The organism is Desulfopila sp. IMCC35006, from assembly GCF_005116645.1.
Taxonomy (GTDB): domain Bacteria; phylum Desulfobacterota; class Desulfobulbia; order Desulfobulbales; family Desulfocapsaceae; genus Desulforhopalus_A.
This window is the reverse complement of the sequence record NZ_SWCM01000004.1, coordinates 301,472-320,614: the sequence shown is the minus strand read 5'-3', so window position 1 is coordinate 320,614 and position 19,143 is coordinate 301,472. Positions and strand designations below refer to the sequence as shown.

Genomic DNA, 19,143 nt, shown 5'->3' with positions numbered 1-19,143 from the left:
TTCATAGGCAGATGTTACATTGCTCCAGATTGGCAAAAACCCAAGTGAGCAGTTGAATATTACCATGAGTGTCCGGAAAGTGTCACCCCCAAAACCACAGAACACAAGCAAGAGGCCGACTCGAAAACCCGCGCCACGACGAAACGTCTATACTGAAAAACATATCTATACTTTTCTTATTATTATCTGTCTGCTGCAGACAGCCTTCCTCGGCAGCCTGCTGTATCTCCTCATCAGCTTGAATATGCCTGATATCCGGTCAGTGACCAGGTATCGACCGGCGCAGGCAACTATCATTTACGACAGTAAGGGCATGATTGTCGAGCGGATGTTTACCGAAAACAGAACGGTGATACCGCTTGCAGCCATGTCGCCTTTTCTGCCGAAAGCCTTTGTTGCGGCCGAGGACGGGCGCTTTTATGAGCATCCGGGGCTCGATTTTATTTCGGTATTTCGGGCTGCAATGCATAATTTTCAAGATGGGGCAAAGAGTCAGGGGGGATCGACCATTACCCAGCAGGTCGCCAAATCGTTGCTGCTGACTCCGGAAAAAACCTACGTCCGTAAATTTAAAGAGGCCATTCTCGCCTGGCGCATTGATAAGCTGCTCAGCAAAGATGAAATCCTCTATATTTATCTCAACCAGATCTATCTTGGTGAAGGGGCTCACGGGATAGAGGCGGCGGCACAGGTATATTTTGATAAAAGCGCCGCGAGCCTCACCTTAGGTGAATGTGCTCTGCTTGCCGGTCTGCCCCAGGCACCGAGCAGATACTCGCTTTTTGACCATCTTGATCGTGCGGTAGAACGACAGAAGTATGTTCTCAATCGCATGGCGGCCGATGGCTTTGTCACCCCGGAGGAGGCTCAGAAAGCCTATGATGAGGTGATTGCCCTCAATCCGCGAAAGCAGCAGGCAACTGACGAAAACGGATATTACCTGGAACTGGTGAAGAAGCAGGCACGGGATATTCTGCAAGGCGCGCTGCAGACCGCCGGAGCCCGAATTTATACCAATCTCGATACAAAAATGCAGGCCCAGGCGCTCAGTGCGGTGCGACGCGGGGTGAGGGCGGGGCTCAGTCGAAAAACCCTGGCGGGAGATAAAATTGAGGCTGTGCCGCAGGGGAGTCTGGTCTGCATTGAAACAGCATCTTCGCGAGTAAGGGCTCTGGTCGGGGGCACTTCGTTTAGCAAATCGCCCTTTGACCGGGCAAGTCAGGCAAAAAGACCGGCAGGATCGACCTTTAAGCCCTTTGTCTTTACAGCGGCATTGAACCAGGGCTGGTCTTCTCAATCGAGTATCGACGACAGTCCGCTCTCGATATCCGGCCGGGATGGTCGAAGCTGGAGCCCGAAGAATTACTCCGGGAAGTACCATGGGCAGACCACCCTCGCCGATGCCCTGGCTCATTCCCTCAATGCGGCAACGGTGCGGCTGATGCAGCAGATCGGCTATAAAGAGGTTCATAAAATTGCCAGAAAGGTAGGTTTTACCTGCAAACTGCAGCCGGATCTCTCGCTCGCACTCGGGGCGGCGGATGTGTCCCTTCTGGAGCTGACCGCCGCCTATACCCCTTTTGCCGGCGATGGAAGTTTTACCGAGCCCTCGTTCATCAGCAAAATCATCGCAGCAGACGGGACCATCCTGTTACCTGAGAAGAGCAGAAGCAAACAGGTTATTGCCAGCGCACCGGTAATGGGACAGATGCGGACTATGCTGCGGGGGGTTGTAACCGGCGGGACAGGCAGTAAAGTAGCCGACGTCCCCGGTGTAAGGGGTGGTAAAACAGGGACGTCCGATGACAATCGCGACGCCTGGTTTGTCGGCTACGATGGGCGGTATACTACGGGGGTCTGGGTGGGCAACGACCATAACCAGTCGATGGGCAACAAGGAGAGCGGCGGTACCACCGCTGCACCCATCTGGCGTGACTTTATGCTCGCGGCCCGAACTGAATGATAGTGCTCCTCGTGAATCTGTCAGGCCATCAGCCGAAGATGCCTTTCAGGGTAAAGAAAAAGAGCATCGCCATAAGTGCCCCGGCAGGCAGGGTTACCAGCCAGGAGATGACAATGTTCAGGACAACTCGCAGATCAAGGGCGCCAATGCCTCTCGCCAGCCCTACGCCAAGCACGGCACCAACCAGAATATGAGTAGTGGAGACGGGAAGACCGGTCCTTGAGGCGATGACCACCGTGGTAGCTGCGGCAAGTTCCGCACAGAAGCCGCGGGAAGGAGTCAGTTCGGTGATTTTTTTGCCGACAGTTAACATCACCCGGTAACCAAGGGTTATCAGGCCGAGTACTATGCCTCCGCCACCGAGCAGCAGAATCCATAAAGGAAGCGCCGACGATTGCATCACCTGCCCCCCGGAACTGACAATACTGTATATGGCAGCCAGGGGCCCGATACCGTTGGCAACATCGTTGGAACCATGGGCAAAAGCCATGGAGCATGCGGTGAAAAGCATCATCGGGGTGAATACTTTTTCCACACTGGCATAGCTGAAGGACTTGTTCGCCCGAGGATCGTCTTTAACCTTACGGATGAAAGACCAGCCAATGGTAGCAGTTATCAGCCCGAAAACAGTTGCGGCCGCAAAACTTTCCAGGGTGGTGAGTTTGAGATGGAGGTGGGTGAGCCCTTTAAAGAGGGTGACCAACGAGATGACAAAGCCGACTAAAAAGATATATCCCGGGGCGTATTTCTTGGCATTTTTTAGAGGTTCGTCGGTATTGAAAATCAGTTTCCTGGTACTCATCACCAACAAAAACGAGATGGTCCCCCCAACCACCGGAGAAACAATCCAGCTCATGACCACGCTTCCGACCTTGCTCCACTTGACTGCATCGGGACCGATGCCGACAAGGGCGAAGCCGATAAGTGCACCGATGATCGAGTGGGTGGTCGAGACCGGCCAGCCCTTGGCTGAGGCAATCATCAGCCATACCGCCGAAGCCAGCAGCGATGCCAGCATGCCATAAACAAGAATTTCCGGATTGTTGATGATTCCCGTTGGATCGATGATCTCTTTCCGAATGGTTTCGGTAACGTGGCCGCCGGCCAGGACGGCACCCAGGAATTCAAAAATCATGGCAATGAAGATAGCCTGTTTCACTGATACCGCACCGGCACCAACCGATGTTCCCATCGCGTTAGCAAGATCGTTTGCCCCGATACCCCAGGTCATATAGAGGCCGAAGATAACTGCCAGAATCATCATGGCCGTTCCATATGCAGCTATAATTTCCATAGAAAGCCTCTTGTAGTTTATTTAGAAAGAAAAAGAAGCAGCCGATCTGCCAGATTTTCCGACTGATCGGAAATGATCCCCACCAGATCGATCATCTGGTACCAGAACATGGCGGAAACGGGATCCAGGTTTTTTTCGATGGAAAAAAGTTTCTTTTTGATGCGATGCATTATCTCGTCGATGTTGTGCTCGCTTCGACGAACTCCGGCAATCATCAGCGAAACTTTGTCCAGCTCCCGTCCGGCAAAACCTACCTCAAGCAGTTCGTCGAGCTGTTCGATCATGTCTTTGGCGGCAGCGGCAATCTCCATCGTCCCTTCCAGCAGTTCGTCCAACAGCGCTTTTATCTCGGTCGGCACGGTCATCTCTCTGAAGAGGAAGATCTTGCCTATATCTTCTGTGATGTCGGCGATTTTATCCTGATCGCCGATAAGGCTGAGAAGATCTTTGCGATCGACGGGCAGAAAAAGGGATCTCGGCATGTTCAGCCGGAAGGTCGATTTCAGCTTGTCCGCCTCAGTTTCCAGTAGTTTGATCTGTTCGGCAAAATCGGCAACCGATGCACTGTCTTCGCGGTAGACCGCATCAAACAGCGGTGGTATCAGGCATACACAGGAAAAAACAATTCGCATATGCTCCTGGATAGGTTTGAATGGCGAACCGCGAAGAAGGCCGGACAAGTGACGATTAGACATGATTGGCATGATACGGCAACCTCCTGAGCACAAAATGCTCTTTTCGAGCTGTCGATAAAACGCGCCGGCGTGACGGTGGAACCGTCGGCGGTTTAAAGAGTAGAACTATATTACAAGGGTGTTAAATTTGATCGATTCATTACTAAGTTCTGCAGGAATGTCAATTGTTTTATTGTCAGCTCTGGTAAAGTGCCGGGGCGCAAACTCCACGGCCGGCGAATTGTATTTCTTTTTTCTTCAGCAATATCCCCATCCTTTCAGGAAAATATGCTGTTGCCTGTTGTCAAAGGGGGCAGGAACAGGCAACAGATCATTGCAGGTCGTTTATCAGATCGGTGAGCGGTTCAGCCGGGAAACTGATCGGCATAAAGTTCGCGCCACTCTGGATGAAGACACTCGGTCCCTCGATCTGGGCACTGTAAATTATATGGTGATTTTTAATGGCACCGGCGTGCAGCCAGAAACTGCCAAAAGGATCAAGGGGGGTGTGGCCGACAATAAACCTGGTTTTCGGCGGTCGATTAAGGCATTTCCGCAAATTTTTCACATCTCTTTTGGAATAGCCCGCTGGATAATTTGTCCGCTGGAGTCTATTGTTGGTCAATTGTCCCGCCAGTTTTCTGTCTTCGGCGATATTGATAAGATTTTCTTTGCTGATCTCATTGCGGGGTGCCCCCGCATGGCAGGCGATGAAGGTATCGGAACAGATGATATAGGGGAGTCGGTCATAGTAGATCTGCATCTGCTCAACATATTCTGCGCCCCGAATTTCAAGGAGCTTCTCCCGGTACAGGGCCCCCTGGAGAAACCCGTTTTTATTGATTTCCGGATCAAAACTGTCGTGGTTGCCCCGTAGATAAAAGAAGTTGTCGGGGAACCTGAGATGAAATCGAAAAATAAGATCCATAATGAGCATGGAAGTGTCGAATTTGTCCATCTCGTCGATATTTTCCGAATGGATGGCATCACCGAGAATAATAAGCGTCGCAGTTTTCAAGCGCAGACAGTCGAGCAGGCAGTTCTCGCTGAGAATTTTCAGAAAATTATCTACCTGGGCGTGGAGATCCCCGATAATGACCGGGACCGTGCTGCCGGTAATTTCCACCAGCCCGCCGGGATCGCCCAACCTGTTTTTCGGCCGATACGCATCGTGTTGCATTGCATTGACGGCTTTTATGGTTTGCAGTGCTTTTTCCGCGGGGAGAGGCTCAATCTTCTGACCATAAATACGGCGAATCTCGACAAGCGCATGATATCTGCCGCGTTCCAACTGTTCACGATAATCAAGATTGTCGTATCTGACAATTTTCGTTTCCCGGTCAGGTGCCAAAGGCGCGAGGATGAGATCCCCCCGGCGATTGGTTACACTCACGTGCCGTTTGGCGACTGAATCATTGAAATGGAACAGCTCGTTCAACTCATTATTCGATTGCCCGATAATAATCGTTTCGCCTACGCGAACCCGGATGAAGCCGTTGATTTTTCGCGTAGAACAGCCTTGCTCCGTGTTAATAATCCAGTTTTTATGTGCGGCTTTCTTTTTTACGCCCAGGGCAATTTCCGGCAGGAACCGCAAATGCACGTCACCAACTATGAGTTCGAAGCCTCTGCCATCATGGGCAATTCTCCCTTCGCGCGTCAGAGTCAGCGGGTTGTTCCCCAGGGTCAGCCACTGGATCGGGTAGCGCCTGCGGATGAGCCATTTCCATCCAGCCGCACTTTTTAAGCTGGGGCGTGCAGGTTTCGGGTCCAGGATCCAGCTGGGCACATTGGCTATCCCTTTTTCCGCGATGCGCATCGGCTGCTTATCAAGACTTTTGCGCACATAGACATTGACTCCTGCCCGGTGCAGATAGAGGGCTACTTCCCGGTATACTTCGACCTGTCGTTTTACCATGTCGAGGCTGAGCTTTTCGTCGACCGGGAAATAGCCCTTGCTTTGTCGGTCAAGTCGTTGCTGGTATATAATTGATGGACTTGGAATCAAAAATTCAAAGATATAGCGGTTCAACCAATTGGTCTGGAGAAAGTTTTTCTTGCGAGGCGGAATCCTGATTCGATTAAGCTCTAGTTCGAGGGGAACAGTGCTCTCCAGCCATTCTTTATCAAAGACTGTCAGTGCCTCTTTATAGCCATGGAACGGCAAACCGAGATGGACTTCGCGGGGGCGGTAAATAAGTGATTGATCTTTCCACCAGCCATTGAGGGACAGGTCAAGATATCCTTCATTGGGCCATCCTCGTATCTGTTCGATATAGTAAGATTTGCCGGCCCCTGGCGGTCCAGTTACCACCAGCTGCAGAAACTCCATGCCGATAGGCAGTTCAATGCCACGGATGTTTTGCAGCTTCTTGATCGGTTCGAGGATTTTTTTTAAAGGATCAGTCATTGTCCTGGTAGATTTTGCAAAGATTGTTGAGTTACCTGCCGTTATCGGTAAAGATAAATCATGATGAATACATTGCCGCCTGTCTGGTTCAGTTGTGGAAAAAAACAGGTGAGCTAAATATACACTCGAATTTCCAATATGATATGGTTTTTTGATATAATTGGCTAGACGAGGGTTGACTGCATCCTGATAGCAAGAGGGTATTATGAAAATAATTATCGGTTCCGTTCCCCCATTGAAAGCGCAGAGTCAAAAGGTGACCCAGGGAAATAATTCTTTCATTGCGGCGCAATTGCTTCATGTCAGACCGCCGAGAAAAGGCATTTCCGGTCCGTCAGGAATGGAGCGGCGAAATAAACCGGTAAACGATCCTCTGATAGGTCGGGTACTGACGCTTATGGTGGCGGATGGTCGACAGTTGCCGGCTGATATTGACAGTGGACGGTATGAGGTTTCTCTGCGGTTTGTTCGCCGGTAGGTATGGGATTGGCTGGGATGGCGGGTGGGGTATTCGTGTAAAAACCGGAGACTGAATGGATTTGGGGGACTAATCCCGCATAAAAGCGCTGCGGGATTTTTTCAATACCCCCTTGAGGGGTGCTCTTCTCCGTACCCCCTTGAGGGGTGCTCTCTTCAGTCCCCGTGCTGTGCGGGGATAAGTTCCTTCACGAAATTTTCGTCTTGGAAGAGTCAATCAATGGCTATAATAGCTCACTAATCCCGCCCAAAAGCGCTGCGGGACTCTTTTTAGTACCCCCTTGAGGGGTGCTCTTTTCAGTCCCCGTGCTGTGCGGGGATAAGTTCCTTCACGAAATAATTTTCTTGTAAAAAGCACAAGAAAATTATTTCTAAGTCACTAATACACATTCATCGTCCAAATTCCACAGGGGCACGTATCGGCGCAAAATCCGCAGGCGATACATTTTTTATCGTCTGACACATATTCGTAGCTTGCTTCCAGGCCAAACTGATAGCCGCTTTTCGAACCGAACTCCAGTTCTCGCCGGCTTATGGCGCCGGTGGGACAAATCGTCTCGCAGAGGTGACAGTCGCGGCAAGAGGCACAGGAAAGACAACGGTTGGCCTGGTCGGTTTCGGTACTGCCGGTTTCCATCGGGATGTAGTGGGTGATAGTCAAGGCCTTTTGCGGAATGACGGGTTTGTCAAAAGGTTTCCAGGTGATCCCTTTGCAATCGGCAATAATATATTCTGCTGCAGATTTTCCAGCCCCCAGAGCGTGTGTGGCAAGCCCGGGCCTTTCCACATCTCCTACCGCGAGAACCTGGGCATCCGAGGTACGGTGGGCCTTGTCGGTAGTAACCCAGGCTGCTCCGCCGACGGTTATGGTCTCGACTGATTTCGGCAGAAAAGACAGGGCGGGGATATCGCCGATGGAGATGATGACGGTCTGGGCGGGAATGAGCTCGTTTTCATCGGTGAGCAGCCCGCTGCCGGTCACTTTTTTGGTGACAACCGGCCATTTGAATCTGGCCCCAAGTGCTTCAGCGGCCTCTTTTTCCTTACCGAATGCCAGCGGTTTTTGAATATCCACCAGGGTAACGTTTTGGGCCCCAAGGCGGTATGCCTCGCAGGCGACATCGCATCCGACGTTACCGGCACCGATGACGACCACCTCCTTGCCAACCGGCAGAGGAGATGCACTTTTGGCCTTTTTCAGAAATTCCAGGGCAGTCAACACCTTGTCACTGCCGGGAAAATTTAATTTCCGGGGGACATGGGTCCCGACAGCTACCACGACATAATCGAAGTCTTTTTTGAGGGCGATGAATTTTTCCTGGGTCATGGTAACGCCCGTATTGATAAAAATGTTGGGCATTTCGGTAAACCGTTTTATTTCCTGGTCCCAGATGGCCTGAGAAAGGCGTTCCCAGGGAATAACCTGGGCAAGTTTGCCGCCGATTTTGTCGTCCTGCTCGAAGATATGTGCTTCAATTCCGGCCAGGGCCAGTTGCCATGCTACATTCATTCCGGCAGGGCCTCCACCGATGATGGCCACCTTCCTGTCAAGAGAATCAGCTACAGCCGGTGCAGCAATACGATTGACCGACCTGCCAAGTACCTGTACATCAATGGAATCGTCTACTCCCTGGCGGGAACAGTTTTCCATGCAGAGGTTAGGGCAGACTGCACCACAGACCGACGCCGGCAACGGCGTATAGCGTAGGAGCATTTCATAGGCTTCATCAATTCGACCCTCGCGTATCAGCCGCAGGCGGTCAACCGTCGGGATATGTACCGGACAGTAGTAGGTGCACGGGGCAGCTGATTCACAGTTGGCCCAATACGGTTTTTTTCGGCGCAGTTCGCCGGTAACAATGGTGTCGATGACGCTGCGGTCAAGGCCCGGTGCCAGATCGCGCAAGGGATCACCACCGAAGGCTTTGTTCCAGTGCTCGTTTCTGAATTCTGCCATGGGCATGGGGCCGGCAAACATCAGTGCTCTTTCCTGCGGGGTTATCGGTAAGAGCATCTGCCATTCATCGCGCTTGGTGAGGGTCTCGAGAAGCTTGGGCTGGCGGATCTTGTCCAGGAAGTTGCCGATATTGGACTGGAGCCACTGCCATTGTTCATCATCTGGAACAGTCAGTTTGGCGTTGGTTTTAGAAAACGAGTTATCGATTTTGCCGCGGAAATAGATAGTGCCGCCAACCATGCCGACACAGGGACGGTAGCCGAGGATATTATCGGGGCTTTTGGGATTGATGCCGCAAACAACGGCAATGCCGCCGCAGTTGAACTCGGCAAACGAGTCGCCGGTGGAGCCCAGAACCCACAACTCAGGTCGTTCATACTCGGGGTTCCATTTGGTCATGGTCAACCCGCGTGCGCCGATGGAGCCGCCGATGAATACTTTTCCATTGGCCATGGCGTTGCAGACACCGTTGGTTGCATCGCCGAGAACGGCAATTTCCGCACCAATGTTGAGATATCCGACATCATCGGAACTTGACCCTTCACAAACGATGGTGGTGCCGGGCATCCCCATGCAGCCGAGACGCTGTCCGGACGGACCTTTGACGGTAATTTTCAGTCCTTCTTCCCGTTGGAGTCTGATGCCTATATTGTGCTGGCCATATGTTTCGAGGGTAAGGTCGACCGACGATGACGCAGCGTGTCGCACCATTTTCTCGAATACCATTGAGCCGATGCGCTCACCTTTTTCATTGAGACCTTTTACAACCGTAGTAGCCACTGGAAACTCCTTAGTGCAGGGGTGCGGGAGGGAGTACCCTCATGAAACACCGCCTCTTTTAATTCACTTATAATCTGATGGTTCAATAAAAACCCTAATCAGAGATGGCTAAGTAAAAAGCTTCATCTGCGAGGTGTAAGATTTTTCTATTATTTCGGCGTACCAAAGTACGTCGTAATAATAGAAAAATTGTAACAACGACCCAGATGAAGAGTTTTACGACGCCATCAACAGACATATCTTATCTGTAATCTGTCGGCAGCGTCTTTGTCGGGAATACTAATGGCATCAGACATGCCGATCGGCAGACTCTGGGATCTCCCCAGCGGTGCCATTATTTTTTTGACCTCGGTGTTAATCGACATGAAAACGTCCCCGACCCTTTCGGCCACCTTGTCGGGATCGAGCCGCCGATACAGTTTGGCATTCTGGCTGGTGATTCCTTTCGGACAGATGCCAAGATTACAGACGTTGCAGCGATTTTTTTCGTTCCCCAGGCAACCGGCGGCGGCCTGCATGATATATTTGCCGATATGGACACCGGAGGCGCCCAGCATGATCATCGCCATACCGTTCTGGGCGACGTTGCCGTTTTTGCCGATACCACCAGCCGCAAAGATGGGAATTTCATTCTGTTTGCCCTGAGCCGCAAGATCCAGATAACAGTCCCGCACACAGGAGGCTATCGGATGCCCAGTGGCGTCCATGGAGACGTTATAGGCTGCCCCGGTGCCGCCGTCTATGCCATCGATCATCAGTCCACCGGCATACGGGTTGCGGACCAGGTTGTTCAAGACTGATTTGGCCGATGTCGAGGCGGAGATCTTCGGATAAATTGGTACTTTATGCTGGAAAGCGGTGGAAAGCGTCTGGATCATCTTCATGACGCTTTCCTCAATGGAGTATAGGGTCTGGTGGACCGGCGGGGACGGCAGGTCTACTCCTTCGGGGACACCGCGCAGGCGGGCAATGAGCTTGGAAACCTTGTACCACATGAGCAGGCCGCCATCGCCAGGTTTTGCACCCTGGCCGTATTTTATTTCAATCGCCGCCGGGTCACATTGCATTTCCGGAATGGCACGGATAATCTCATCCCAGCCGAAATAGCCGGAGGCAATCTGTAAAATGATATATTTCAGATACGGGCTCCTGAGGACCCAGGGAGGACATCCGCCTTCTCCTGTACCCATGACAACGGGAATTCCAAGGACCTCGTTGCAGTAGGCGACCCCCTGCAGCAGACCAAGCCACATGTTCGGGGAGAGGGCCCCAAAGGACATTGATCCAATAATAAAGGGGAAAACTTCCCTGGAGGGTGGAATCCATCCGCCATTTAAGGTGCGGTCGAGAAAATCTTCGGGGGAGAGTATCCGGCCGAGGGTTGTCGTGGTCGTAAATTCATGTCGGCCTGCATCAAGCGCTGGATCGGTGAGCATGGAAATCCGGTTGAACATGATCCGGTCAAGAAGGGTTGGGCCTGTTGTATTGCGACGGCCGCCACGCTTCATTGGCTCGCCTTTCTGATTTTGAAAGAAGGCGGTACGGTTTTCGTTGGTGCCGGGTACGGGAGCTATCGCTTCATTGGGACAGACCATGGAACACATGCCGCAGCCGATACAAAGTTTCGCCGGATCGGTCTCTTGACGGATGCCGGTAAAGGTTCGGTAGTCGTTACCCCTGTTTTTGTTAAAGACATCCAGTTTCGGGACTCTCTGCCGCATATGGGCCAGCCGGATGGCCCCTTTCGGGCATACCGCGGTGCATCGGCCACAGAGGGTACATCGGTCTTCCCGGTGCTCAATAATCCAGGGTAGATCTGCAGGGGTCAGGCTGCTAGGGGTAATGGAAACGGATCGTACTGAGACCATATTTCTAATTCCTTTCTATGGGGGGGGATGATAACTGTATGTTCACGCATCGGTTGAAAATCGAGGGACGGATCTCGATCCGGGATCATCGCATCGACGCCACAAAGTTCGGAGGCGATTGCCCATACCCCATCTCGACCACCAACGGTCGCCGGGCGGAGCTTTTTCTGATCCATGACCAGCATGCAGGTTTCGTCGGGCAAACTGCCGATTACGGCATTAGGGCCGTCGATGATGAGCCGTTTGCAGACCTGGCGCAGCCCGGCAAGGAATTCTCCCTGGGGATGCTCGGCCAGCTCCGTAGGATTGAGCGGGGTGATGATGTGTTTGTATGCCTGAAGCGGCAGCTTCAGTTTTTTCAGGGTATAGTGGAGGATGTGGGTGAAGACTTCACTGTCGCTTTGATAGCCGGTATACCCGGAAAACTTCTTGCCGACCAGCCAGTCACGGATGGGCACAAAAGCTGTGTTTTCGCCGTTGGTCATGGTAGAAATACCCTGAATAAAAAAGGGATGGCAGGCGTAAAGGTTGATGCCGTAATTGGTGTTCTGACGCCCCTGGGCCATACATACCCGGGATTTTATCTGGCCGTCGTGCAGGCAGAGCGCGTTGCCGATCTGCATTGGCCAGCCGACTTCCTTGATCATGGCGACGTCCGGATAAAAAGAAAAGATAGTAACCTTGTCGACCTCATCGGTCAGATTTCTGAGTGCCAGGCGGGTGCGCAGCAGCTCGGCTTCTCGTATGTCGTCACTTTGATCCCGGAAGGCAACCGGCATACGGTAAGCCCGAAGGAAATAGCGAAAACGGTCGTCGGCTTCAATGAGGTCCGGTTCCATGTGGAAACGGTGGTCATATTTCAGCTCGTAACCGCGTTTTTCCATATATTCAGTAACTCTTTTCCATGCTGTTTCCGTATGGGCGATTCCAGACAGAATAGGAAAGCGGGGATTATATTTGAAATCTTCAAACTCCATACCCCGGAGCAACAGACCTAGTCCAGATCCATCGTACCCTTCCTGCATAGCTTCCATTGCCGAAAGAACCTCGTAAGGTGAAAACGGTTCATTGGCGGTTTTCAGGGCTAAACGACACATACCTCTCTCCTGATGCTTGGCTTAATTGGTAGTCGGTTGCGGTAAACGTCTGTCGGATGCAGATCTGCTGGGGGATTCCTGCTTGATAAACAAGGACAAAAACGTATGACTGAATGGTTTTTTTATCCAGTAACGACAAAAAAGTCAAGAGTATTGCAAAGAGGGAGAGCTGGTGATTCCGGGGCAGGGTTTAACCGCCGATCTCTCGGCGTATTTGCCGGGGCTTGGCTGAAAGGATAAGGATGAAAAGCGGTAAAAAAGGACAACTCCCGGCATTTGCCGGGAGTTGTCACAAAGGGGGCTGCACAGGACGAGACTGGGTGCTTATTTGAGAATACTTTCGAACTTGCCCAGGTTTTTTACTGAATCAACCTGTTGCCTGACTTCTGCTGCTTCTTTTATTCCAGGGATATCATTGATAATTTCTTTGCCGCTTTCTTCAACATCGCGCAGGCCGTGCTTAAAGGAAGAAATCGCTTTGCCAAGACCTGCTCCGATTTCAGGAAGTTTCTTCCCGCCGAAGATGAGAAAGGCAATGCCTAAGATGACTATAAGTTCCGGGGTTCCAAGGCCAAACATGTTCGTTTTCCTCCAGGTTAAGGTCTAAAGATTATTTCCCATTTCGTCAGGCTGTCAGGCCTTGTTATTTGTTTGATTGTCGTCTTTATCTATTTTGTCTGGCTCACTCTCTTTCTTGGTGGCCTCTTTGAAATTTTTTATTCCTTTACCAATGCCGGAGCCGATTTCAGGGAGTTTGCCGGCTCCGAAGATGATGACTATTATCACCAGAATTACGATAAGTTCCGGCATTCCTAATCCAAACATATCTCTACCTCATCAAAAAATACTGTGAATAAACAGGGCCTTTAAAATTTCGAGGCTCCGGGGATTGTTCGTGCAGATGACATTAGAGTAGTCTACTGTACTTGTCAAGGTCCGCATCAGTCTGTACTTCTCTGCATCCGTTCTTCGGGGCGTGAATTTACCAGCCATTTATTGCTGCAGTGCATTTTTTGCTACAAATTCTTTTATTTTTTGCAGCTCGGCATCCATCAGTTCGCAACGGGCAGGTTTGTCAATAATGCCGACGAGACAATCCGGAACACTTGGTGGGATGCCTATGGCATCTTCAACTACAGTGGCGAATTTTGCCGGATGTGCTGTGGCAAGGCAGATCATCGGTACTCCGCCGGTCCTGAACTGTTGAGCGGCCTTCACCCCAATCGCGGTGTGCGGGTCAAGCACATAGTCATGCTCTTTGTAAAAGGATCTGATTGTTTCCAGGACGGTCTCTTCAGAGACTGAGGTGGCGACAAAGTCCCGGCGAATCTGATCCTGGTAACCGGCAAGATCGATTTTGCCATTCCTGGCGAATTCTTCCATCAGCTCTCTGGTTCGTATCGCATCGCTATCCATAAGATAATAAAGATATCTTTCAAAATTGGAGGCGGTTCCGATGTCCATAGACGGGCTGGAGGTTGTCTTCACTTCCCCCAGCGAATAATCGCCATGGTTGACAAACCTGCTCAGGATATCGTTATCGTTGGTCGCCAGGATCAGTTGGCGGATGGTGCCGGCAGGGAGTATCTTTTTTGCGATAAATCCGGCGAAGATGTCGCCAAAATTCCCGGTTGGGATGGCAAAATCGACCGATGAATCCTTCTCATGCATGGCAACATGCAGACAGCTGTGCACATAGTAGACCACCTGAGCCAGAACACGGGCCCAGTTAATGGAGTTGATGGCGCCAAGATTATAGGTTTTTTTGAACTCAATATCGCCAAATATTTTTTTTATGATCGTCTGGCCGTCGTCAAAAGAGCCCCGAAAAGCGATATTGAAAACATTGTTATCGAGTACCGTGGTCATCTGTTTTTCCTGCACCGCGCTTACCCGATGATGGGGATGGAGGATAAAGATGTTAATTCTTTCCTTGCCCCGTACTCCATATATCGCTGCCGAACCGGTATCTCCGGAAGTTGCCCCGAGTATATTCAGGACCGATTGATTTTTAGCCAGCAGATACTCGAAAAGATTTCCGAGAAACTGCAGTGCCACATCCTTGAAAGCCAGGGTGGGCCCATGGAACAATTCCAGGATGTGGAGACCGCCTTTGTGAACCAGCGGGGCCACGCACTCAACGTCAAAGGTTGCATAGGAGCGTTTGATGATATCCTTCAAGTCGCTGCTGGGAATGTCATCGATAAACCTTGACATCACTTCGAAGGCCAGGTCACCATAGCTCAGTTTTTGCCAGGAATTGAATGTTTCGCTGCCTATCCTGGGGATGGTGCGAGGAAGAAGCAGACCGCCGTCGTTGGCCAGACCCATCATTACAGCCTTGGTAAAGGAGATTGGAGTAATTCCTCCCCTTGTGCTTAAGTATTGCATAATCCTATTATTTTCTCTATTTGTTCAACAGATTTCTGCCCGAAGGCTCTCCTGTTTATGACAATTCAACTTCTACGCGCTTGCCATCGGACCAGAGTCCTTCCAGATCGTAAAATTTCCGCTGTTCATGATAAAAAATATGGACTACTACATCATCAAAATCCAGGAGAACCCACATGCCCTCCCGGAGACCTTCAGCATTTGATGCTTTGACTCGTTTCGATCGTAATTGCCCTTCGATCGATTCCGCCAGGGCCTGGACATGGCGGGTCGAGGTGCCGTTCATGATTAAAAAATAATCGGTGAAAGTTGTCAGGCCGCGGACATCGAGAATGACAAGCTCTTCGGCTTTCGTGTCGAGTGCGGCGCGGGCACAAATCTGTGCCAGTTCATGGCCTGACTTATCTTGGTACTCTTTTTTTATTTGTTTCATATCTATTTCTTCCCTTTTCTGCCAGGGCTGTCAATTTTTTTGTTCTTCGCGCTTTGATTTCCTCGGTGGAAACTCAAAACTTACTTTACCATTTTTTGCAAGAACCAGATAGGCATCGAAAGGTCGTCTCTTTTTGGAGATAAAACCTTCAATCAATTCTGTTCTGCCGTCTCTGAGAAGTTGGGTGATGTTTTCTTCAGTGATCTCCTTAGAGAGAATTATTTTATTTATTTTTAGCCCTTTTGCATCTCCATCGAGCGCAGATTCAGACATGAAAGCCATCGGTGCAGTAAACACTTTGGTTCCGTCAATCGGCGATTTCCCGAGGGATGGGCCGTTTTTGATGGCATCAATGTCGAGATCGGCGTTTGAATCGGCGAACATAAAATCGATTTTATTATCGGTCAGTTTTACCGAGGCGGTAAAAGGTTTGCCTTTTTTTGATCTGAAATCGCTGAAAGGCCCGATAGTTTCCCCCTTGAGCAGGGCCACCACATCTTGTTCCGTCAGCATGCGGCCACCGAGAATCTTGCGGATATTTATTTTCTGATCCTCCGAGATGTAGGCAGTAGGGGAGTCGAAAATGCGGATTCCGTTGACCGGGCTAAAAGGTGCTTCCCTGCGGACCTCGTCGTTTTCGAAATTTTTGACCTGATCGATAATATGCCTGGTCATCGATCTGATTTCAGCCATAAATTTGTCCCGGGTGAATTCACCTTTGAGAATTTGATTAAGTTTGAATTCCCATTCGCCGGTCATTTCCGGAGACGCCAGCACGTCAATTTTCATTGCTTCCAGCAGGGCCAGAAGCTCAAATGCTTTGCCGGTGGGAGTGAGGTCCTTTCCTTCCCGGACAACATACTTCTCCTTGATAAGCTTTTCAATGATGGCCGCCCGGGTGGCCGGTGTGCCCAGGCCTCTTTCCTTCATGGCATCGGCGAGTTCATCGTCTTCAACCAGCTTATCGGAATTTTCCATGGCCGACAGCAAAGTCGCTTCATTGAATCTGGGGGGCGGTTTCGTCTCCTGGTTCTCTCTGTCTATGGCATGACAGGAGACTGCAGCGTTTTCCGGTACGGGTGCAAGTATCTTGTCCTGGCCTTCGCCGCCGATCGTCCCGTATATAGCTTTCCATCCGGCTTCCAGCAGAATCTTGCCCTCGGTGAGAAAAGTCTCGTCCATGACGCACGAGGTGCGCCTGGTGTTCAGAAATTCAGCCGCTGGAAAAAAAACTGCTAAAAACCGCTGAACCACCATCTGGTAGATCTTGAATTCAGGTTCCCCCAGATTGGTGGGAAGCAGAATGGTGGGAATAATGGCATGATGATCTGAAATTTTGGTGTTGTTGAATATCCGCTTATTGGCCTGGACGTAATTTTTATCCAGTGCCTGCCTGGCAAATTTACCAAGCTGCCAGTCAGATTGGCTCTTCAGAGTATTTTTTACCGTGGCAATATAGTCCTCGGGCAGGTGTTTGCTGTCGGTTCGCGGGTAGGTTAACACCTTGTGCCGTTCGTAGAGCGCCTGGGCAATCCCCAGCGTATTTTTGGCGGAAAAGCCAAACCGTGAGTTGGCTTCTCTCTGCAGTGAGGTTAGGTCATAGAGTTGCGGCGCGTTCTGGCTGGTCTTTTTGCTCTCTTCTGAGACGGAAGCCGGTTGGCCGGTGCATTTAGCGATGATCGCATCGGCGTCCTCACGTTTCCAGATACGATCGGCTTTTTTATAGGAATCGGCCGGATCCTTGGTAAAAGTAAGATCAGTCCATTTGCCGTCGTACGATTCGTCGTTGAAGGAGAAGTGGGCCAGCAGGCTCCAGTAGGGTCGGGAGACAAATTCATGACGCACCCTTTCCCGCTTGACCAGCAGAGAGAGGGTCGGGGTCTGCACCCTGCCGCAGGGGGTGAGGAAAAAACCGCCGCGGCGAGAGTTAAAACCGGTGAGCGCCCTGGTTGCATTAATGCCGATCAGCCAGTCGGATTCAGAACGACAGAGGGCCGTGTCTTCCAGCGGCACCATTTCTTCGTTCTCCCTGAGAGAATCCAGGGCTTTTTTGATAGCGTCGGTGGTCATCGACTGCAGCCATAACCGTTTCAGGGATTTTTTCGCGACGGAGCTGTTCCACACATACTTCAATATATATTTGAAGATTAACTCACCTTCGCGGCCGGCATCACAGGCATTGACAATTGCCGTGATATCTTTACGGCGGATCAGTTTCTGCAGTGCATTCAGCTGTCCTTTGGTGCCTTCGAGACCTTTCAATGGAAAAGATTCGGGCAAAATGGGCAGATTTTCCATATTCCATTTCTGGAATGCCGGATCAATTTCTTCCGGATAACAAATGGAGACAAGGTGGCCGATAGCATAGGAGACGACATATTGATCCCCTTCAAAATGGGTCTTCTCTTTCTTGAATTTCCCGGGGAGTACCTTAGCTATATCAGCAGCAACGCTTGGCTTTTCTGCAATTATGAGAGTCTTCTCTGGCATGACATCGAAAGTTTATTTTTATGTAAAATTACAGAGGAATATTGATGCTGCTTAGCTGAGATGCGGTAAACAGTGCAACATTGGAAGGTGCTACGAACAGTGGATTAAATAAAGGTACAAGGTTTGTTTGTCAAATAGAATTTTTTATCTATTCCCGATTTTGAAGGAATCTGGAGCATGCTTCCGTGTGTCAATCTCAATGGGGCAACTATATGAAAATACACAGGTAAAAGTAGAATTCAGAAGGTGTGCTGGAGAGTGTAACTGACGGTAAAATAACAAAACAGAATCAGACGGGCAAGGATCAGCGGTTGATGTTTGATGACCGAGGGCCACGGAACAAGAGCAACAGCGTTCCAATATGCAATCTTTTGACACAAAACCACCTCGGAGAGCAAACCTGAATAATGAAGCATATACAACGACAAAATGCCTTTCGGCTTGACAATCCGGAAAGTTTATGTTTAGTTTGCTGGTTGAGTAATCTGATTTTGCTTCATTTTTGGAGCCGTTTACGGTGTTATCTCCATGTGGCATACCTGGTAGTTTTTTGATGCAGGCAATCGAGCATTAGAAAGAATCCCGGCTTTACTCCCTTCTACCGGGGTTGGATTATTTGGCCATACCTTCCGTTGCTTTTCGCTTCGGGACGGCTTTTGGAAGTGGGCTTTGCCCGCTTTTTTTTATGTCCACATATTGGTCGCAACAGGTGTTTATGGCAGGAGATCATTCTTTGGTCCATGGGGTCTGAGCGGCTGGTTTTGTTAGGTTAGTAATGAGTGAATTAATTATCGATACAGTGCAGGGCTATCTTCGCGGTCTGCTGCCGACGATGGAACTTGAACTTTTTGATGTGCAGTTTCGCCGGGAAGGTCATGGTTGGGTGCTGCGTGTCTTCATAGATTCGGCTTCGGGAGTGACATTGGAGGAGTGCAGTATTGTCAGTCGTGAACTTGGGCGTTATCTCGATGTGGAAGATATCATCGATCATGCATATTATTTAGAAGTATCTTCCCCAGGATTGGAACGACCGCTGAGGTCAATCGAAGACTTTCGCCGATATTGCGGTAAAAAGGCCCGGGTTAAAGTGCACGAGGCCATTGACGGCGAGAAAGTGTTCGAAGGTATTATTCAGCAAGGAATTGATGACCTGGTACAACTGCAACTCGACGATGGTCGTTTTATAGAGTTTTCATTTGAAAAGATAAACAAGGCCAGGCTGGCAATTTAAGCAGAACGGGTCCATTTTTTTGAACAATGCAATGTTTCTCCGCGTAGCGGAGCTGCAAGTCATTATGACGGGGTAAGA

The 19,143-nt window shown here is 50.4% G+C and carries 14 protein-coding genes; 3 read left to right on the top strand and 11 right to left on the bottom strand.

What is annotated here, in order from left to right; all coding sequences use genetic code 11:
* Positions 1–64: 64 nt before the first annotated feature.
* Complete coding sequence (locus FCL47_RS09740) at positions 65–1,963, top strand: transglycosylase domain-containing protein (RefSeq protein ID WP_136813304.1); 1,899 nt, start codon at positions 65–67, stop codon at positions 1,961–1,963.
* 28 nt (positions 1,964–1,991) lie between these two features.
* Here FCL47_RS09740 and FCL47_RS09735 read toward each other — a convergent pair whose 3' ends face one another.
* From FCL47_RS09735 to FCL47_RS09725, 3 genes are all read right to left on the bottom strand, one after another.
* A complete protein-coding gene (locus FCL47_RS09735) occupies positions 1,992–3,257 on the bottom strand; it encodes an inorganic phosphate transporter (RefSeq protein ID WP_136813303.1) in 1,266 nt (421 codons plus the stop codon).
* A gap of 17 nt (positions 3,258–3,274) precedes the next feature.
* Positions 3,275–3,961: a TIGR00153 family protein gene (locus FCL47_RS09730; protein WP_136813302.1), complete on the bottom strand. Its 687-nt coding sequence runs from the start codon at positions 3,959–3,961 to the stop codon at positions 3,275–3,277.
* Between the two features lie 301 nt (positions 3,962–4,262).
* A complete protein-coding gene (locus tag FCL47_RS09725; RefSeq protein WP_136813301.1) occupies positions 4,263–6,341 on the bottom strand; it encodes a metallophosphoesterase in 2,079 nt (692 codons plus the stop codon).
* Between the two features lie 205 nt (positions 6,342–6,546).
* Here FCL47_RS09725 and FCL47_RS09720 point away from each other — a divergent pair, with 205 nt between their 5' ends.
* On the top strand, positions 6,547–6,819 hold the full coding sequence (locus tag FCL47_RS09720; RefSeq protein WP_136813300.1) for a hypothetical protein: 273 nt from the start codon (positions 6,547–6,549) through the stop codon (positions 6,817–6,819).
* Between the two features lie 378 nt (positions 6,820–7,197).
* Here FCL47_RS09720 and FCL47_RS09715 read toward each other — a convergent pair whose 3' ends face one another.
* From FCL47_RS09715 to FCL47_RS09680, 8 genes are all read right to left on the bottom strand, one after another.
* A complete protein-coding gene (locus tag FCL47_RS09715; RefSeq protein WP_136813299.1) occupies positions 7,198–9,555 on the bottom strand; it encodes an FAD-dependent oxidoreductase in 2,358 nt (785 codons plus the stop codon).
* 227 nt (positions 9,556–9,782) lie between these two features.
* Positions 9,783–11,423, bottom strand: a complete 1,641-nt coding sequence (locus FCL47_RS09710; RefSeq protein ID WP_136813298.1) for a glutamate synthase-related protein — start codon at positions 11,421–11,423, stop codon at positions 9,783–9,785.
* Positions 11,381–12,520 carry a glutamate synthase gene (locus tag FCL47_RS09705; protein WP_136813297.1) on the bottom strand — a complete coding sequence of 380 codons (1,140 nt, stop codon included), beginning with the start codon at positions 12,518–12,520 and terminating at the stop codon, positions 11,381–11,383. The genes FCL47_RS09710 and FCL47_RS09705 overlap by 43 nt, the downstream gene beginning before the upstream one ends.
* Positions 12,521–12,844: 324 nt before the next feature.
* Entirely contained in the window at positions 12,845–13,099 is a 255-nt protein-coding gene (gene tatA / locus FCL47_RS09700) for a twin-arginine translocase TatA/TatE family subunit (RefSeq protein ID WP_136813296.1), read from the bottom strand.
* A 54-nt stretch (positions 13,100–13,153) separates the two neighbouring features.
* Positions 13,154–13,345 (bottom strand): twin-arginine translocase TatA/TatE family subunit, encoded by a 192-nt coding sequence (tatA, locus tag FCL47_RS09695; protein ID WP_136813295.1) that lies wholly within the window; start codon positions 13,343–13,345, stop codon positions 13,154–13,156.
* Between the two features lie 168 nt (positions 13,346–13,513).
* Entirely contained in the window at positions 13,514–14,911 is a 1,398-nt protein-coding gene (thrC, locus tag FCL47_RS09690; protein WP_136813294.1) for a threonine synthase, read from the bottom strand.
* A gap of 55 nt (positions 14,912–14,966) precedes the next feature.
* Positions 14,967–15,344, bottom strand: a complete 378-nt coding sequence (rsfS, locus tag FCL47_RS09685; protein WP_136813293.1) for a ribosome silencing factor — start codon at positions 15,342–15,344, stop codon at positions 14,967–14,969.
* Positions 15,345–15,374: 30 nt separating this feature from the next.
* Positions 15,375–17,834 (bottom strand): DNA topoisomerase III, encoded by a 2,460-nt coding sequence (locus FCL47_RS09680; protein ID WP_136813292.1) that lies wholly within the window; start codon positions 17,832–17,834, stop codon positions 15,375–15,377.
* Positions 17,835–18,609: 775 nt separating this feature from the next.
* Between FCL47_RS09680 and rimP the strand changes: the two genes are divergently transcribed.
* Complete coding sequence (rimP, locus tag FCL47_RS09675; RefSeq protein ID WP_136813291.1) at positions 18,610–19,065, top strand: ribosome maturation factor RimP; 456 nt, start codon at positions 18,610–18,612, stop codon at positions 19,063–19,065.
* The last annotated feature ends 78 nt before the right edge of the window (positions 19,066–19,143 follow it).

Coding starts and splice junctions, on each gene's coding strand:
- FCL47_RS09740 (WP_136813304.1), top strand. CDS start 65: ATGAGTGTCCGGAAAGTGTCACCCCCAAAACCACAGAACACAAGCAAG.
- FCL47_RS09735 (WP_136813303.1), bottom strand. CDS start 3,257: ATGGAAATTATAGCTGCATATGGAACGGCCATGATGATTCTGGCAGTT.
- FCL47_RS09730 (WP_136813302.1), bottom strand. CDS start 3,961: ATGCCAATCATGTCTAATCGTCACTTGTCCGGCCTTCTTCGCGGTTCG.
- FCL47_RS09725 (WP_136813301.1), bottom strand. CDS start 6,341: ATGACTGATCCTTTAAAAAAAATCCTCGAACCGATCAAGAAGCTGCAA.
- FCL47_RS09720 (WP_136813300.1), top strand. CDS start 6,547: ATGAAAATAATTATCGGTTCCGTTCCCCCATTGAAAGCGCAGAGTCAA.
- FCL47_RS09710 (WP_136813298.1), bottom strand. CDS start 11,423: ATGGTCTCAGTACGATCCGTTTCCATTACCCCTAGCAGCCTGACCCCT.
- FCL47_RS09705 (WP_136813297.1), bottom strand. CDS start 12,520: ATGTGTCGTTTAGCCCTGAAAACCGCCAATGAACCGTTTTCACCTTAC.
- tatA (WP_136813296.1), bottom strand. CDS start 13,099: ATGTTTGGCCTTGGAACCCCGGAACTTATAGTCATCTTAGGCATTGCC.
- tatA (WP_136813295.1), bottom strand. CDS start 13,345: ATGTTTGGATTAGGAATGCCGGAACTTATCGTAATTCTGGTGATAATA.
- thrC (WP_136813294.1), bottom strand. CDS start 14,911: ATGCAATACTTAAGCACAAGGGGAGGAATTACTCCAATCTCCTTTACC.
- rsfS (WP_136813293.1), bottom strand. CDS start 15,344: ATGAAACAAATAAAAAAAGAGTACCAAGATAAGTCAGGCCATGAACTG.
- FCL47_RS09680 (WP_136813292.1), bottom strand. CDS start 17,834: ATGCCAGAGAAGACTCTCATAATTGCAGAAAAGCCAAGCGTTGCTGCT.
- rimP (WP_136813291.1), top strand. CDS start 18,610: ATGAGTGAATTAATTATCGATACAGTGCAGGGCTATCTTCGCGGTCTG.